The organism is Micromonospora sp. NPDC050495, from assembly GCF_040655175.1.
GTDB lineage: Bacteria > Actinomycetota > Actinomycetes > Mycobacteriales > Micromonosporaceae > Micromonospora.
Map to the genome: position 1 here is coordinate 200,574 of NZ_JBFAJK010000001.1, position 16,554 is coordinate 217,127.

Genomic DNA, 16,554 nt, shown 5'->3' on the forward strand with positions numbered 1-16,554 from the left:
GCGGGCGGCGTCACGGATTGCGGCAGAGTGGGCCCTCAGGTCGCGCCGAGACCACCCTTTGCCGCATTCCGTGGCCGCTCCGAGCGGCCGAGCGGGTCGAGCTGGTCGGGCCGGTCGAGGCGGTCGGGCGGCGCGGGCGGCGTCACGGATTGCGGCAGAGTGGGCCCTCAGGCCGTGCGGAGAGCACCGTTTGCCGCATTCCGTGGCCGGACCGGGCGGAGCGAGCGGGCCGAGCGGACCGAGCGGACCGGGCGGAGCGAGCGGACCGGGGCGGAGCGGGCGGAGCGAGCGGACCGGGGCGGAGCGGGCGGAGCGGGCGGACGGGTGGGGCGGGTGGGTCAGCGGCGGATGGTGGCGCGGGCTCGGGCCCGCCGGTGGGCCCACCGGGCGGCTTCCAGCAGGCCGGCGACCAGCACCGAGAGGCCGACGCCGACGAGCAGGCCCTGGAACGGGTGGTGGGCGAAGGCGAGGCCGCCGAACCAGCCGAGCAGCCCGCAGTAGGTCCCCCAGACGGCGCAGGCCAGCGCGTCGTACATCAGGAAGGAGCGGATCGGGTAGCGGACCGCGCCCATGGTGAGGGTGACGGCGGTGCGGCCGCCCGGGACGTACCGGGCGGTGGTGAGGATCGCCCCGCCGCGCCGGTCGACCGCCCGGCGGGCCCACTCGGAGCTGGCCCGGCGTCGGCTGTCGGCGGGCAGCCGGGCCAGCCGGTGCGCGCCGCCGCCGCGCCCGATGGCGTACGAGATGTGGTCGCCGACGAGTGCGCCGAAGCTGGCGGCCAGGATCACCCCGACCAGGTGCGGTTCGCCGTTGGCCGCGAAGACCCCGGCGGTGATGGCCACGGTCTCGCCCGGTACCGCCGGGAAGAACGCGTCGACCGCGGTGACCGCGATGATCAGCAGGTACACCCACGGCGAGGCCACCGTCTGGTACAGCAGGTCGAGCGCGTCCCCCATCCCCCCATGCTCGGGGGTGCCCGGTCGGGCGGGGCCTCTTCCGGTGCAAAAGGGGTAAACCGGGGCCCCGCCGGGACTGGCCAGGGCTAGTCGGGGCCCCGCCGGGGCTAGCCGGGGCCCGCCGGGGCTAGCCGTGGGCCGCCGGGGCCCCGGCTCAGCGGATGGTGCCCACCAGGTGCGGTCGGCCGTCCCGGGCGCTGTGCAGCGCGAAGTCCCAGTCCGCGCCGGTGGCACCGGCGCTGAAGGCAACCGTGGACGGCAGCGGCACCGGCAGCTTGAACGCCACGTCCACCGTGTACGCCTCCGGCAGCCGGCCCTCCAGCGCCGCCAGGCAGCGGGCCTTGCTCCACATCCCGTGCGCGATCGGGCCGGGGAAGCCGAACAGCCGCGCCCCGAGCCGTGAGGTGTGGATCGGGTTGTGGTCGCCGGAGACCCGGGCGTAGTCGGTGCCCACCCGCGGCGTCACCCGCCACTGGGCGGACGCGGCCGGCGGTGCCGGGCGGTCACCCCGGTCGCGCCGCGGGCCACCGCCCGCCGAGCGCCCCTTCCCGAGGTACGTCGAGACGCCCCGCCAGACCTCCTCGCCGGCGACCGAGCCGACCAGCACCACGTCGAGCTGCCGGCCCCGCTCGTGCGGGCGCAGGTTCTCGGCGTACGTGCGGAAGTCCACGGTCTCGCCGGCGTCGACCGGCCGGTGCACGGTGATCCGGTTGGCCACGTGCACCACCCCGGTCAGCGGGATGGGGAACTCCGGCACCGTCATCAGTCGCAACGCCAGCGGGAAACCCAGCACATGCAGGTAGGTGGCCGGCAGCCGGTCGGCCAGCCGGAACCCGCACACCCGGTCGTAGTCGGCGAGGTGCCCGGGGTCGACGGTGACCCCGCCGACCGCCAGCTCCACCTCGGGTACGTCCTGCCCGCGCCGGCGGCCCATCCCGGGCAGCACCCCGAGCAGGGCCCGCCGGTAGAGCGCGCCGGGCGCCGGCATCCGCCCCAGCTCGATCCGGGCCCGCCCGTCCGGCCCGCCGGGCGCGGCGGCGGTCAGCGTGGCCGCCGACCGGCTCGCGGCGGACAGGTCGTGGGTCACGCCCGCCAGCGCGGAGAGGTCCTGGGTCGCCTCGGCCGAGAGCGCGGGCGGCTCCGCCGCGCCGGGCTCCGCCGCGCGCGGATCGGCGCCCGCGTCCAGCTGCGCCGGGTGCGGACCGGCGCCCGCGTCCAGCTGCGCCGGGTGCGGACCGGCGCCCGCGTCCATCCGCGCCGGGTGTGGATCGGCGCCCGCGCGCAGGGCGTTGCGGGCGGAGGTGAGGTCCTGGGTGGGGCCCTCGATCAGCTCGTGTACCGACAGTTCCGCGGCCGGCTCCTCCGACGGTCGCTGCTTACGCCACGCCATCACGCCCCCAGCAGGCTCTGGCCGCAGACCCGGACGATGTTGCCGCTGACCGCGCCGGTGGCCGGCCAGGAGAGCCAGCCGATCGTCTCGGCCACGTCCACCGGCAGGCCGCCCTGGGCCATGCTGTTCATCCGCCGGCCCGCCTCCCGGATCATCAGCGGGATCCGCGCGGTCAGCCGGGTCTCGATGAAACCGGGCGCCACCGCGTTGAGGCTGATGCCCCGCTCCCGCAGCACCGGGGAGAGCGAGTCGACCAGCCCGATCACGCCGGCCTTGCTGGTCGCGTAGTTGGTCTGGCCCCGGTTGCCGGCGATGCCGGCGATCGAGGAGACCGAGACGATCCGGCCCCCGGCCGGGATCAGGCCGCGTTCCAGCAGCACGTCGTTGATCCGCTCCTGGCTGGACAGGTTCACGTCGAGCACCGAGTCCCACCGGTCGGCGTCCATCCGGCCCAGCGTCTTGTCCCGGGTGATGCCCGCGTTGTGCACCACCACGTCGACCCGGCCGTGCCGGGACGCCAGGTGCTCGGCCAGCCGGGTCGGCGCGTCCGGCGCGGTCAGGTCGAGTTGCAGCGCGCTGCCGCCGATCTCGTTGGCGACCGCGGCCAGTTCGTCCCCGGCCGCCGGGATGTCCAGCGCCACCACCTGGGCGCCGTCCCGGGCGAGCACCGTGGCCAGCGCCGCGCCGATGCCGCGGGCGGCGCCGGTGACCAGTACGACCTGACCGTCCAGCGGCCGGTCCCAGTCGGCCGGCGCGACGGCGGTGCCGGCGCCGACCCGGATCACCTGACCCGAGACGTACGCGGACCGGCCGGAGAGCAGGAAGCGCAGCGTCGACTCCAGACTGACCGGGGTGCCGGCGTCGGCGTCCTTCGTCACGTACACCAGTTGCGCCGTGACGCCCCGGCCGAACTCCTTGCCGATGCTGCGGGTCAGCCCTTCCAGGGCCCGCTGGGCGGTGGCCTCGCGGGGGGAGCCGCACTCGGCCGGCGGGGTGCCCAGCACGATCACCCGGCCGCTGGGCGCCAGCGCCCGGGCGTGCGGGTGGAAGAAGTCGTAGAGCTGGCGGAGCCCGGTGGAATCGGTGATGCCGCTGGCGTCGTACACCAGGGCGGCGAAGCGGGCGGCGGCGTCGGAGTCGGCGGCCGGGTCGACCAGCTCGACCCCGGCGGCGGTCAGCACCTTGCCCACCGGGTCGGCGAGCCGGCCGCCGGTGGCGGAGCCGAGCAGGACCGGCCCGGGAACGAGTGGGTCGCCGGGCGTGTGTCGGCGCAGTCGGGGCGGGTCGGGCAGCCCGAGGCGCTTGACCAGCGCGCGACCGGCCCCCGTCTGGACGAAGCTCGCGTACCTGTCGGTCATAGGCGTAGCCTACTGGCGAGTAGGGTTCGGGCAACAGCTACCAGGAGGCTGATCGTGCAGAGTGTCCGGCGGGTCGCGGTCATCGGCGGCAACCGCATCCCCTTCGCCCGGTCCAACTCGCGCTACGCGCAGGCGTCCAACGCGGACATGCTCGGCGCGGCGCTGGACGGCCTCGTCGCCCGGTTCGGCCTGGCCGGCCAACGGGTCGGCGAGGTGGTCGCCGGCGCGGTGCTCAAGCATTCCCGGGACTTCAACCTCACCCGCGAGGTGGTGCTCGGCTCCCGGCTCGACCCGCACACCCCCGCGTACGACATCCAGCAGGCCTGCGGCACCGGGCTGGAGGCGGCCATCCTGGTCGCCAACAAGATCGCCCTCGGGCAGCTCGAGGTCGGCATCGCCGGTGGCGTCGACACCACCTCCGACGCGCCGCTGGCGATCAACGAGGACCTGCGGCGGACGCTCATCCAGCTCAACTCCGCCCGCACCCTCGGCGCGCGGCTGAAGCTCGCCGCGAAGCTCCGCCCGCTTCAGCCGTTCAAGCCGGAGATCCCGCGCAACGCCGAGCCGCGTACCGGGCTCTCCATGGGTGAGCACGCCGCGCGGACGGCGCTGCGCTGGAACATCGACCGGCAGGCCCAGGACGAGTTGGCGCTCCGCTCGCACCAGCGGCTCGCCGCCGCGTACGACAAGGGGTTCTTCGACGACCTGATGACCCCCTACCTGGGGCTCACCCGCGACCAGAACCTCCGCCCGGACACCACCCTGGAGAAGCTCGGCTCGCTCAAGCCGGTCTTCGGCACCAGGGGCGCGGACGCCGAGCGGGCCACCATGACCGCCGGCAACTCCTCCCCGCTCACCGACGGCGCGTCCACCGTGCTGCTCGCCTCCGAGGAGTGGGCGCGGGAGCACCACCTGCCCGTGCTGGCCTGGTTCTCCTGGTCCGAGACCGCCGCCGTCGACTTCGTACACGGCGACGAGGGGCTGCTGATGGCCCCCGCGTACGCGGTGCCCCGGATGCTGGCCCGGGCCGGACTGACGTTGCAGGACTTCGACTACTACGAGATCCACGAGGCGTTCGCCTCGCAGGTGCTGGCCACCCTGGCCGCCTGGGAGTCGCCGGAGTTCTGCAAGGAGCGGCTCGGCCTGGACGCGCCGCTCGGCTCGATCGACCGGGACAGGCTCAACGTCAACGGCTCCTCGCTGGCCGCCGGGCACCCGTTCGCGGCCACCGGCGGGCGGATCGTGGCCACCCTGGCCAAGCTCCTGGAGCAGAAGGGCAGCGGGCGGGGTTTGATCTCCATCTGCGCCGCCGGCGGGCAGGGCGTGACCGCGATCCTGGAGCGCTGACCGGCGGGGCGACCGGCCCCCCGCGGTCGGCGAGAAATTTCCGGTGGACCGGGCAACCGGCGCGGCCCGGTCCACCGTCCCTTGGACATGACGCGATCGACGGGCCCCGGCTGGTGAACCGGCGCGACGAGGACGAGTACCGGGAGTTCGTGCGCGTCCGGCTGGAGCCGCTGCGCCGGACCGCGTACCTGCTCTGCCGCGACTGGCACACCGCGGACGACCTGGTCTCCATCACCCTCGGCAAGCTCTACCGCCACTGGCGCCGGGTGCGCGTCGCGGAGAACCCCGACGCGTACGTGCGGGGTGTGCTCACCAACGCGTGGCTGGACGAGCGCCGCCGTCCCTGGCGGCGGGAGCGGGCCACCGACGAACTGCCCGACCAGCCCGACGCGGCGGTCCCGACGGCGGACCTGGCCGACCGGGCGGCGCTGCTGGGGCTGCTGCACGAGTTGCCGCCCGGCCGGCGCGCGGTGATCGTCCTGCGCTTCTACTGCGACCTGTCGGTCGCCGAGACCGCCGACGCGCTGGGCGTCAGCCCCGGCACGGTGAAGAGCCAGGCGGCCCGCGGTCTGGCGGCGCTGCGCGCCCTGGCCGGCACTCCGTCATCTCGTTCCGGCAAGGAGTGGACATGAGCTACCGGCAGGTGCTGGACGAGGCGATCGGCGCCTCTCCCCTCTCCACCATCGATGTCGACGGGGTGATCCGGCGGGAGCGCCGGGCACGGCGGCACCGCTGGGCCGCCACGGGTACCGCCGCGGCGGTGGCGGCGGTCATCGCGGCCGGCTGGATGCTGGCCCCCGGCGGTGCGCCGCGACCGCCAGCCCCGGCCGCTCCCACGGTCGCCCCGGTACCGGGGACGCTGGACGACGAGATCCGCATCGACCGCGCCGTCATCGACGCGGTTACCCGCGTCGCACCGGCGGTGGCGTGGGTACGCCCGCTCGGTGTCGCCGATCCCGACGCGCCCACCCCCCTGCCGCATCCTGGTGGGGTGGACCTGGACACCCGGGTGCTGTACCAGAAGGCGGGCCGGATCGCGGCCGACCGCACGGAGGCGGTGCTGGAGGTGCAGCTGCTGCGGGACGGTGCCCGGTTCTTCCGGCCCCGCACCTGCGACGCCACCGCACTCGCCCCGGATCTGGTCTGCGCGGAGAGCACCGGCCCGGCCGGGGAGCCGGTCCTCACCCTCGAGCGGCGCCTGCGGCAGACGGGCCGTGACGACCGGCGCTCCGGGCAGCACGACCGCCTGGTGCGGGTCCTCCGCTCGGACGGCGCGCTGGTCACCGTGTCGCTCAGCAGCAGGACGCCGGACGATGCCCTGCCGATGACAGTGGCGCAGCAGCAGGCGGTCGCGCTCGACCCCGCCGTCGCGCTGGCTCCGTTGCCTCCCGGCATGGTGACGCCGGCATCGCCGGGCCTGTCCACGTCCGGCCGGTCCGCCGACCAGACCCGGATCGACAACGCGGTCTTCGCCGCACTGCGGCGGCATGTGCCGGGTGTCCGAGGTGCGGGCGGCCCGGACGGCACCTCCGCCGACCTGCGGTCCATCTGGACGGACAGCGGGGGCGAGAACACCGCCGACGCCTACTGGGGGCAGGGGCGGATCCTGGTCGGCACCGCGGCCGGCGTCCTCTCGGTGCAGATCTGGCGGGCCGATCCCGGCATCTTCGGGAACCTGAGCTGCGGAAAGGAGAGCGACGTCTACACCTGCGCGGCCGGGACCGGACCGCACGGCGAGAGGTACCGGACGGTCACCAACACCGGCGGAACCGCCGAGCGGACCGTCGAAGTCCGCCGCCGGGACGGCTCGTGGCTCGCGGTGACCCTTGACAGTGACCAGGACACCTTTCCGCTGACCGTCGCCCAGCACCAGGCCGTCGCCTTCGACACCGCGATCGCGCTGCGCGCGAAGTAGCCGCGGTCGGGGCCGGGCGGCGGGAGCCGCCGTCCCGGCCGACTGGCGCGCCGACGCCCGCCCGGGAGATCCCGGACGGGCGTCGGTTGTGCGGCGCGCGGTCAGCGCAGCAGGAACCGCTGCTGGGTGCCTGTCGTGCTGCCGCTCGCGATGAGCGGGTTGGTCCGCAGCGCCGTGACGTACCGGTTGTTCGCCCCGGCCTTGATGCTCACCGTGCCGTCGGTGTTGCGGACGATCGTGAACCGTTCCCAGGAGCCGACGGTGGCGCGGATCGCGATCAGCGGTTTGGCGCCGGCGCCGTCCGCGCTGACGAAGCGGTTGTTCGCCCCGGCGAAGAGGGCGACCTGCCCGTTGCCGAGATCGACCAGGTCGAACTGCTCCGTGCGGCTGGCGCTGGTACGGCTGGCGGTCAGCGGCTTGGTGCCGGCGCTGTCCGCGGTGACGTAGAGCTTGTTCGACAGCGCCCGGAGCGACCGGTTCGCGTCGGCGACGTTGACCCGGTAGAACTTCTCCGTCGTGCCGATCGTTGTCTTGTCGGCGAGCAGCAGGAAGGAAAAGTCCGGCGCGGCGCTCACGTAGCGGCCGGTGACCACCGACCTGAGGCTGATGCTGCCGTCGGCGTTGGTGACCAGGCTGAACTTCTGCACCTCCGCGATGCTGACAGCGGTCATGCTCACGCTGCGGGTGTCGTAGAGGTCGACCCCGAGGTACTTCCCGGACGCCCGGGACAGGAGGGCGACCTGACCGTTGCCGGCGTCCGCGAGGTCGAAGTGCCCGGTAGTGCCCAGACCGGTGCCGGTCGCGGTGAGGGACGTCGGGACGGTGCCCCGGTCCACGTACCGGAGGTTGCCGAGAGCGAGCAGCCCGACGGTGCTGGTCCGCCGCAGCACGTTGATCGTTTCCGCCCGCGTGCCCGACCGGCCGTCGGTGCCGATGACCGTGGTCGAGATGCCGTAGTCGCCCGGCCCGGCGTACCGGTGCGAGACGACCGGTGAGGTCTGCGTGACGGTCGTCCCGTCGCCGAAGACGAACCGGTAGGACGCGATCGGCGCGAAGCCCGGCTCCGACGCGGAGGCGTCGATCGTCACCTGGATGTCGGCGAGATTGAGGGAGACACTGGTACGGGCCACCGGGTTGCGGATCGTCTCGAGCGCGCCCCGGTCGGCGTACGGGACCGGGCCGGCGCCGGTGTTCGGCACTCCCGGATCGTCGGCGCGGGCGGTGCCCACCCGGTCGGTCTCCGGGTAGCCGGCGGCCGCCGAGTTGGCGGAGTCGATGGCGTCCCGGCTGAGCCCGGTCTCCCGGTCGTGGCCGGCCTGACCGGACACGGTCCGGAACCACGACAGGCTCGTCAGGCTGCCGCCCCACCCGTAGATCGTCCCGGACGTCGTCTCGCGGTGGTAGGCGTTGTTGTAGTCGACCACGGTGTCCTTGACCGCGTCGTCCCGCACCTGGAGCTCCGCGCCGAACTCCACCCCCACCTCGCAGCCGGTCTGCCCGAACGGGCCGTTCATGTAGAGCACGTTGTTCTGCACCGACACGCCGCTCGACGTCCCGTCGACCCGGATGCCGTCGCCGCACCGGTCCCGCACGGTGTTGTTGGTGATCGCCGTGCCGGCGGCGCCGTGGTTGCGGATGCCGTGACCGGGGCCGCCGGCGATCTGGTTGTTCACCACCACCGTGCCGCTCGCTCCGGTCTCGACGGCGATGGCCGTTCCGCTGAAGCCGGAGATGACGTTGCTGCGGACGATGTTGCCGGCCCCGGCGACCTGGATACCGACGCTGTGGTCGGCCAGGGAGGCGTAGGTGGCGCCGGTGAGACTCAGGGCCGACAGGGTGACTCCGCTGGTGGCGGCGTCCAGGGTCACGCCCGCCGCCAGCGCCTGCCCGGTGACGTAGGCGCGGGTGATGGTCGACCGGGTGACGCCGGAGAGCCGGACGGCGGGTTGGGTACCGGCGGAAACGCTGAAGCTGCCGCCCTCGATGACGATGCCGGACGCGTTGCGGATGTCGAGCGCCGGGAGTTCCGTCGCCTGGGTGGCCTGGAACCTCTGGATCGTGATGTCGTGCTGGCCGTCGATGGTGATGCCACCCGTCGCGCCGATCAGGTAGGCGTTGGAGCTCGACGAGCTGCGGAAGACGATCGGCTGCTCCGGCGTGCCCGACCGGGCGATCGTGAGGTGCTCGCGGTAGGTGCCCGACCCCACGTCGACGGTCTGCCCGGGGCCGACGATCGCGGCGGCCGGCGCGATGGAGCAGAACGGCTGGGCCAGGGTGCCGGGACCGGTGTCCGAGCAGGCGGTGGAGAACTGCCGGACGTAGAAGACCGTCGGCTCGTCGGCCCGGGCGGCGGTGGTGGGAAGGAGTAGGCCGCCGGTCACCGCGGCGGCGGTGAGCGCGGCGAGGGATGTTCTGCGCATGCCTGGTCCTCGGGTGGAGAGGATGAGGAGTCGGACCGAGCCGACAGGTGCGCTAGATCATCTCGCATCGGCCGGGTTTTCCGCTGCCCCGCCGGCGCGGGAATCCGCCGCTCAGCCCCGCGCCGCGGTGGTGACCCCGCCCGGCGGTGGCAGGGGCGTACGGGAGAATGAGGGCCGTGACGACGATCCCGAACGTGCTCGCCAACCGGTACGCCTCACCCGAACTGGTCGCCCTCTGGTCGCCGGAGGAGAAGGTCCGCATGGAGCGGCGGCTCTGGCTCGCCGTACTCAAGGCCCAGCGGGACCTCGGCGTGCCGGTGCCGGACGGCGTGGTCGAGGCGTACGAGCGGGTGGTCGACGACGTCGACCTGGCCTCCATCGCGGCGCGCGAGCGGGTCACCCGGCACGACGTGAAGGCCCGGATCGAGGAGTTCAGCGCGCTCGCCGGGCACGAGCACGTGCACAAGGGGATGACCTCCCGGGACCTCACCGAGAACGTCGAGCAGTTGCAGATCCGCGCCTCGTTGGAGCTGATCCGGGACCGGGTGGTCGCCACCCTGACCCGGCTGGGCTGGCACGCGGGCGAGTACTCCGCGCTGGTGCTGACCGGCCGGTCGCACAACGTCGCCGCGCAGGCCACCACGCTGGGCAAGCGGTTCGCCTCCGCGGCCGAGGAGCTGTTGATCGCGTACGAGCGGCTGGAGGACCTGATCGGCCGGTACCCGCTGCGCGGGATCAAGGGGCCGGTGGGCACCGCCGCCGACCAGCTCGACCTGTTCGACGGCGACGCCGACAAGGTGGCCGAGCTGGAGCGCCGGGTCGCCGGGCACCTGGGCTTCGCCCGGGTGCTGGACAGCGTCGGCCAGGTCTACCCGCGCTCGCTGGACTTCGACGTGCTCTCGGCGCTGGCCCAGGTCGCCGCCGCGCCGTCGTCGCTGGCCACCACGATCCGGCTGATGGTCGGCCAGGAGCTGGTCACCGAGGGCTTCAAGCCGGGCCAGGTGGGTTCCAGCGCCATGCCGCACAAGATGAACACCCGCTCCTCGGAGCGGGTGAACGGCTTCGCGGTGATCATCCGCGGCTACCTGTCGATGGTCGGCGAGCTGGCCGGCGACCAGTGGAACGAGGGGGACGTCTCCTGCTCGGTGGTCCGCCGGGTCGCGCTGCCGGACGCCTTCTTCGCCGCCGACGGACTGTTCCAGACCTTCCTCACCGTGCTCGACGAGTTCGGGCCGTACCCGGCGGTGATCAACCGGGAGCTGGAGCGCTTCCTGCCCTTCCTGGCCACCACGAAGATCCTGGTCGCCGCCGTGCGTCGGGGCGTCGGCCGGGAGGTCGCCCACGAGGTGATCAAGGAGCACGCGGTGGCCGTGGCGCTGGCCATGCGGGAGAAGGGCGCCCCGGAGAACGACCTCTTCGACCGGCTCGCCGCGGACGGCCGCCTCGGCCTGACCCGCGCCGAGATCGACTCCCTGGTCGCCGACCGCAACGCCTTCGTCGGCGCGGCCGCCACCCAGGTCGACCGGGTGACCGCCCGCATCACCAGGATCGTCGAGCGCCACCCGGAAGCCGCCGCCTACTCCCCACCCCCCATCCTCTAACCCCCTGGTTGATCAAGGGGTTTGCGACGAAAACTCCCTGATCAACGAGGCGGGGCGCGGGGTGGGGTGGTCAGGCGCCGGGGGTGGGGGTTTCGGCGGCGGTGGCGAGGTTGGGAGCGCTGGCCGGTTCGGCGATGCCGCCGGGCGCGCTGGTGATCTCCGGCTCGTGCGCCGTCTCGGCGGCCACCATGGGCTGGTCGGGCGGCATCACGTCCGGCGTCTTGGGCACCACGATCACCGCGGTGCCGTACGCGCAGATCTCCATCCACATCTCGCCGCAGTCCCGGCTGTCGAACCGCATGCCGATCACCGCGTTCGCGCCGAGCCGGCGGGCCTCCTCGCCGAGCCGGGCCACCGAGTCGGTACGCCAGCGGGTCAGGTTGTCGGGCGCCATCGGGTCGTACGCGCCACCGCGCAGGTTCTTGACGCCCTCGCGGTACGGGTTCCGGGTCCTTGCCATCGAGGAGACCACTTCGCCGAGGATCTGGCGGATCTCATAGCCGGGCAGTTGATCCGTCGTCACGACCAGCACATTTCCGATGCTGTCAGCCGTCCGGCGGCCGGTTCGCGAGCCGTGTTCAGCTGACCGGATGCTGCAAAACGGCGCGGCGCGGACGGTCGGGGTGCCACCGACCCATCCGCGCCGCTCCGGGCGTTAACCGTCAGACACCGGCCACCGAGGTGATCCAGGACCGGTTGTACGCCACACTGCCGTAGTTCTGGATGCTCACGCCGTCGGCCGTGGAGGCCACGCCGACCTGCCGGCCGTTGTAGAACTGCGGCCCGCCGGAGTCGCCCCGCCAGGCGTTGCCGCTGATCTTCGTGCTCCGGATCGCCTGGCCGCCGTACGCGTCGGTGGCGCTGGTGCTGGTGACCTGGACGGTGGCGGTCTTGAGCTGGCTGGCCGCGCTGCACCCGCTGTAGCAGGTCATGCCCCAGCCGTAGATCGAGTTGGTCGACCCGACCGGCGGGTTGCTGGTGGCCAGCGTGACGGCGCTGGTGCTGACCGTGCTGGAGAGCCGCAGCAGGGCCAGGTCGTTGCGGGTGTACGAGGCGCTCACCGTGCGGGTGACCCCGCCGGAGGCGCGGTAGACGCTGCCGACCCGGACGGACATGGTGCCGCTGACGCAGTGCCGGGCGGTGAGCACCCACTGCGCGGCGATGACGCTGCCCGAGCAGGTGAACGATCCGTTGCTGAAGACCGCGGCGGCCCAGGGGGCGGACGAGACGGTGCTGCCACCGATGATCGGCTGCGGACCGGCCGGGGCGGCGACGGCGCCCGTGGTGCTGGCGAGGACGCCGGCCAGGGCGGTGGTCAGGACGGTGAGCAGGGGTCGGAGGCGCATGCGGGGATTCCTTCCGCGCGGTGGCCCGGGGGTGTGGGCCAGGGGTGGTGGCGCCGGGCCCGATGCGGCCCGGCGACGGACATCGATGCCATACATCGATGTACGGCGATGAATGCTAGGTGGTGACCGGCGTCACTCACAAGAGCCGGGGTGATTTCCGCGGCCCGCCGCCACCCGCGCGCCCACCCCGGCCGGCCGATTGTCGGAAACCGGTCCGACCGCCCGTGTGACGCGGGAAAATGCCTGATGAGAGCCGCCAGTGCCGTCGCCCGGCCCGGGTCTCCGGCAACGAATCCGTATCGAGGTCACAACGACTCCGCAACGGCCCTCCGTCCCGGCGGCCGGTCACGCCCATCACTGCCTGAACTGCCCCCGGCCGGTGCCGGGAGGGCGGTATCTGCCAGGTAGGCTGGCTGCGCTCGCCCCGTTGTGGGCCGGCACCCAACTGCGTACACAGTCAGGAGTGCCCCGTGCCTCGCGTCGTCGTCGACGTCATGCTCAAGCCCGAGATCCTCGATCCTCAGGGCCAGGCCGTCGCTAACGCGCTGCCCCGGCTCGGCGTCAACGACGTCGCCTCGGTTCGGATCGGCAGGCGGATCGAGATCGAATTCACCGGTGAAGCGGACCTGGACCGGGCCCGGGAGATCGCCGACAAGCTGCTCGCCAACCCGGTCATCGAGGACTTCACCGTCCGCCTGGTCGAGGCCGACGAGACCGTGGACGCGCGACCGTGACCGCCCGCGTCGGTGTGGTGACCTTCCCCGGGTCGCTCGACGACGGGGACGCGGCCCGGGCCGTCCGGATCGCCGGCGCCGAGCCGGTCCGGCTCTGGCACGGTGACCCGAACCTGCACGGGGTGGACGCCGTCGTCCTGCCCGGTGGCTTCTCCTACGGCGACTACCTGCGCTGCGGCGCCATCGCCCGGTTCGCCCCGGTGATGGAGACGATCGTGGACGCCGCCCGCGGTGGCCTCCCGGTGCTCGGCGTCTGCAACGGCTTCCAGATCCTCTGCGAGGCCCACCTGCTGCCCGGCGCGCTCACCCGCAACCAGCACCTGCACTTCCGCAACCGCGACCAGATCCTCCGGATCGAGGCGGTCGGCACCGCCTGGACCAACGCCTTCCAGGCGGGCCAGGAGGTGCTGATCCCGGTCAAGAACGGCGAGGGCTGCTACGTCGCCGACCCGGCGACCCTGGACCGGCTCGAGGCCGAGGGCCGGGTCGTCGCCCGCTACCTCGGCGGCAACCCCAACGGGTCGCAGCGGGACATCGCCGCGATCACCAACGAGGCCGGCAACGTGGTCGGCATCATGCCCCATCCCGAGCACGCCGTGGAGGCGCTCACCGGCCCCTCCCTGGACGGTCTCGGCTTCTTCACCTCGGTGCTCAAGCACCTGGTGGGGGCGCCGGCGTGAGCGTGCGGAGCGAGCCGGGTCCGCGAGCCCCACAGTCGCGAACGACGATCGGCTCGACGACCGCGCGCGGCGGGATCATCGGTCGGCTCACCCGCCCGTACGGCGGCGAGCGCAGCGAGGAGAGGTCATGACCACCCATCCGGACCCGGCCCTGCGGGAAACCCCGGGCGTGGTGCCGCAGGCCGGCCCGGCCGACTGGGCCGTCGGCGTGGACACCGTGCCCCGGGCCGCGGACACCCCGGACGAGCTCCAGCCGTACGCGGAGCTCGGTCTCCGCGATGACGAGTACGACCGGATCCGGCACATCCTCGGCCGCCGGCCCACGCAGGCCGAGCTGGGCATGTACTCGATCATGTGGAGCGAGCACTGCTCCTACAAGTCGAGCAAGGTGCACCTGCGCCAGTTCGGCGAGAAGGCCCCGCCGAGCGACCGGCTGCTCGCCGGCATCGGGGAGAACGCCGGCGTGGTCCGGGTCTCCGACGAGCTGGCGGTGACCTTCAAGGTCGAGTCGCACAACCACCCGAGCTTCGTCGAGCCGTACCAGGGCGCGGCGACCGGCGTCGGCGGCATCGTCCGGGACATCCTCGCCATGGGCGCCCGCCCGGTCGCGGTGATGGACCCGCTGCGCTTCGGCGCCGCCGACCACCCGGACACCGCCCGGGTGCTGCCCGGCGTGGTGGCCGGCGTCGGCGGGTACGGCAACTGCCTGGGCCTGCCCAACATCGGCGGCGAGGTGGTCTTCGACCCCTGCTACCAGGGCAACCCGCTGGTCAACGCGCTCTGCCTCGGGGTGCTGCCGGTCGACCGGCTGCAGAAGAAGGACGCCACCGGCCCGGGCAACGTCGTGGTGCTGATGGGCGCCAGGACCGGCCGCGACGGCATCGGCGGCGTGTCGGTGCTGGCCAGCGCCACCTTCGACGAGGGCAGCGAGCAGCGCCGCCCGTCCGTCCAGGTGGGCGACCCGTTCATGGAGAAGCTGCTGATCGAGGCGTGCCTCGAGCTGTACGACGCCGAGCTGGTCGTCGGCATCCAGGACCTCGGCGGGGCGGGGCTGACCTGCGCGCTCACCGAGACCGCCGCCTCCGCCGGCACCGGCATGCGGGTGTGGCTGGAGCGGGTGCCGCTGCGCGAGCCCTCGATGGAGCCGCACGAGATCCTGGCCAGCGAGTCCCAGGAGCGGATGCTGCTGGTCGTCGCCCCGGACAAGCTGGAGGCGGTGCTCAAGACCGCCGAGAAGTGGGGCGTCTGGGCCACCGCCATCGGCGAGGTCACCGCGCCCTCCCCGGACGGCCAGCCCGGCCGGCTGGTCATCACCTGGCGCGACCAGCTCGTGGTGGACGTGCCGCCTGGCTCGCTGGTCGACGACGGCCCGGTCTACGCCCGCCCGATGCGCGAGCCGGCCGACCTGATCCTGCTCCAGGCCGACCGGGCGGAGACGCTGCCCCGGCCGAACAACCCGGAGGCGCTCCGCGAGACCGTGCTGCGGATGATCGCGTCGCCGAACCTGGCCGACAAGACCTGGGTCACCGAGCAGTACGACCGGTACGTGCTGGGCAACACCGTGCTCGCCCAGCCGGAGGACTCCGGCGTGATCCGGATCGACGAGCGGACCGGCCTCGGTGTCGCCCTCTCCGTCGACGGCAACGGCCGGTACGCCCGGCTCGACCCGTACCACGGCACGAAGCTCGCGCTGGCCGAGGCGTACCGGAACGTGGCGGTGACCGGCGCGAAGCCGATCGCGGTGACCAACTGCCTGAACTTCGGCTCGCCGGAGGACCCGGGCGTGATGTGGCAGTTCGCCGAGGCCGTGCGTGGCCTCGCCGACGGTTGCCTGGAGCTGGGCATCCCGGTGACCGGCGGCAACGTCAGCTTCTACAACCAGACCGGCGCGGCGGCGATCCACCCGACCCCGGTGGTCGGCGTGCTGGGCGTGCTGGACAACGTCGCCGACCGGGTGCCGATGGGCTTCGTGCCCCGGGCCGGCGGCGACCACGACCAGCTCTTCCTGCTCGGCGAGACGCACGTCGAGCTCTCCGGCTCCGAGTGGGCCTGGGTGACGCACGAGCACCTCGGTGGCATCCCGCCGCAGGTCGACCTGGCCCGCGAGCGGCAGCTCGCCGACCTGCTCGCCGACGCGGCGCGGGTCGGGCACCTCAGCTCCGCGCACGACCTCTCCGACGGTGGCCTCGCCCAGAGCCTGGTCGAGTCCTGCCTGCGGCGCGGGATCGGCGCCCGGGTCGCGCTGCCCGAGCAGTTCGCCGACGGTTCGATGCCGTTCGTCTTCCTGTTCAGCGAGTCGGCCGGCCGGGTGCTGGTGTCGGTGCCGCGCGGGCACGAGAAGGCGTTCACCGCGCTCTGCGCCGAGCACGGCGTGCCGTGGGAGTTCATCGGCGTCACCGATCCGGCCGGCGGCGCGCTCGAGGTGCACGGCCAGTTCCGGATCGGTCTGGACGAGCTGAGCGCCGCGCACACCGCGACCCTGCCGCGCCTCTTCGGCGGGGCGGAGGCCGCCCAGGTCACGGTGGAGGCCGCCCGTACCGGGACCACCACCGTCCTGCCGGCCACCGTCGAGCAGCCGGTGGAGGTCGACACCGACGCCATCGACGCCGAGCCGATCGCCCGGGCCGACGGTGCCCCGGCACCGGCCGCCGACGAGCCGGTCGCGCTGGCCGAGGGCGCTCCCGCGCCGGCCGACGAGGTCGCGCCGGCCGGGTCGACCGCGTCGGACCCGGCGGACGCCAATGCTGTGGCGGACGTCGAGGCTCCGGCAGGGGTCGACGCGGCGGCGGACGCCGAGACGCGGGCGG

At 73.6% G+C, this 16,554-nt stretch carries 12 protein-coding genes and 1 pseudogene; 7 read left to right on the plus strand and 6 right to left on the minus strand.

Going from position 1 to position 16,554, the window contains the following annotated elements; all coding sequences use genetic code 11:
- Positions 1-338: 338 nt before the first annotated feature.
- From AB0I11_RS00930 to AB0I11_RS00940, 3 genes are all read right to left on the minus strand, one after another.
- On the minus strand, positions 339-956 hold the full coding sequence (locus AB0I11_RS00930; protein WP_357308561.1) for a DedA family protein: 618 nt from the start codon (positions 954-956) through the stop codon (positions 339-341).
- Between the two features lie 154 nt (positions 957-1,110).
- Positions 1,111-1,944 (minus strand): MaoC/PaaZ C-terminal domain-containing protein, encoded by an 834-nt coding sequence (locus AB0I11_RS00935; protein WP_357310050.1) that lies wholly within the window; start codon positions 1,942-1,944, stop codon positions 1,111-1,113.
- Positions 1,945-2,345: 401 nt separating this feature from the next.
- Positions 2,346-3,704, minus strand: a complete 1,359-nt coding sequence (locus tag AB0I11_RS00940) for a 3-oxoacyl-ACP reductase (RefSeq protein ID WP_357308564.1) — start codon at positions 3,702-3,704, stop codon at positions 2,346-2,348.
- 54 nt (positions 3,705-3,758) lie between these two features.
- On the opposite strand from AB0I11_RS00940, the gene AB0I11_RS00945 reads away from it, so the two are divergent.
- From AB0I11_RS00945 to AB0I11_RS00955, 3 genes are all read left to right on the plus strand, one after another.
- Positions 3,759-5,051 carry an acetyl-CoA C-acetyltransferase gene (locus tag AB0I11_RS00945; RefSeq protein WP_357308567.1) on the plus strand — a complete coding sequence of 431 codons (1,293 nt, stop codon included), beginning with the start codon at positions 3,759-3,761 and terminating at the stop codon, positions 5,049-5,051.
- A gap of 113 nt (positions 5,052-5,164) precedes the next feature.
- Positions 5,165-5,683 (plus strand): SigE family RNA polymerase sigma factor, encoded by a 519-nt coding sequence (locus tag AB0I11_RS00950; protein ID WP_357308570.1) that lies wholly within the window; start codon positions 5,165-5,167, stop codon positions 5,681-5,683.
- Complete coding sequence (locus AB0I11_RS00955) at positions 5,680-6,966, plus strand: hypothetical protein (RefSeq protein ID WP_357308573.1); 1,287 nt, start codon at positions 5,680-5,682, stop codon at positions 6,964-6,966. Before AB0I11_RS00950 ends, AB0I11_RS00955 begins: the two co-directional genes overlap by 4 nt.
- A gap of 101 nt (positions 6,967-7,067) precedes the next feature.
- Here AB0I11_RS00955 and AB0I11_RS00960 read toward each other — a convergent pair whose 3' ends face one another.
- Complete coding sequence (locus AB0I11_RS00960) at positions 7,068-9,386, minus strand: right-handed parallel beta-helix repeat-containing protein (RefSeq protein WP_357308576.1); 2,319 nt, start codon at positions 9,384-9,386, stop codon at positions 7,068-7,070.
- Positions 9,387-9,562: 176 nt separating this feature from the next.
- Here AB0I11_RS00960 and purB point away from each other — a divergent pair, with 176 nt between their 5' ends.
- On the plus strand, positions 9,563-10,987 hold the full coding sequence (purB, locus tag AB0I11_RS00965) for an adenylosuccinate lyase (RefSeq protein ID WP_357308579.1): 1,425 nt from the start codon (positions 9,563-9,565) through the stop codon (positions 10,985-10,987).
- Positions 10,988-11,057: 70 nt separating this feature from the next.
- On the opposite strand, the gene AB0I11_RS00970 is transcribed toward purB, so the two are convergent.
- Both AB0I11_RS00970 and AB0I11_RS00975 read right to left on the minus strand, forming a co-directional pair.
- Positions 11,058-11,579, minus strand: a complete 522-nt coding sequence (locus tag AB0I11_RS00970; RefSeq protein WP_357310056.1) for a YbjQ family protein — start codon at positions 11,577-11,579, stop codon at positions 11,058-11,060.
- Between the two features lie 70 nt (positions 11,580-11,649).
- Positions 11,650-12,333 (minus strand): DUF1986 domain-containing protein, encoded by a 684-nt coding sequence (locus AB0I11_RS00975; protein ID WP_357308583.1) that lies wholly within the window; start codon positions 12,331-12,333, stop codon positions 11,650-11,652.
- Between the two features lie 470 nt (positions 12,334-12,803).
- On the opposite strand from AB0I11_RS00975, the gene purS reads away from it, so the two are divergent.
- The 3 genes and pseudogenes from purS to purL all read left to right on the plus strand — a co-directional run.
- On the plus strand, positions 12,804-13,067 hold the full coding sequence (gene purS / locus AB0I11_RS00980; protein ID WP_357308586.1) for a phosphoribosylformylglycinamidine synthase subunit PurS: 264 nt from the start codon (positions 12,804-12,806) through the stop codon (positions 13,065-13,067).
- Positions 13,064-13,747 (plus strand): phosphoribosylformylglycinamidine synthase subunit PurQ, encoded by a 684-nt coding sequence (gene purQ, locus AB0I11_RS00985; RefSeq protein WP_357308589.1) that lies wholly within the window; start codon positions 13,064-13,066, stop codon positions 13,745-13,747. Before purS ends, purQ begins: the two co-directional genes overlap by 4 nt.
- 127 nt (positions 13,748-13,874) lie before the next feature.
- A pseudogene (gene purL, locus AB0I11_RS00990) lies at positions 13,875-16,253 on the plus strand (phosphoribosylformylglycinamidine synthase subunit PurL); the annotation flags it as partial.
- Positions 16,254-16,554 lie beyond the last annotated feature (301 nt).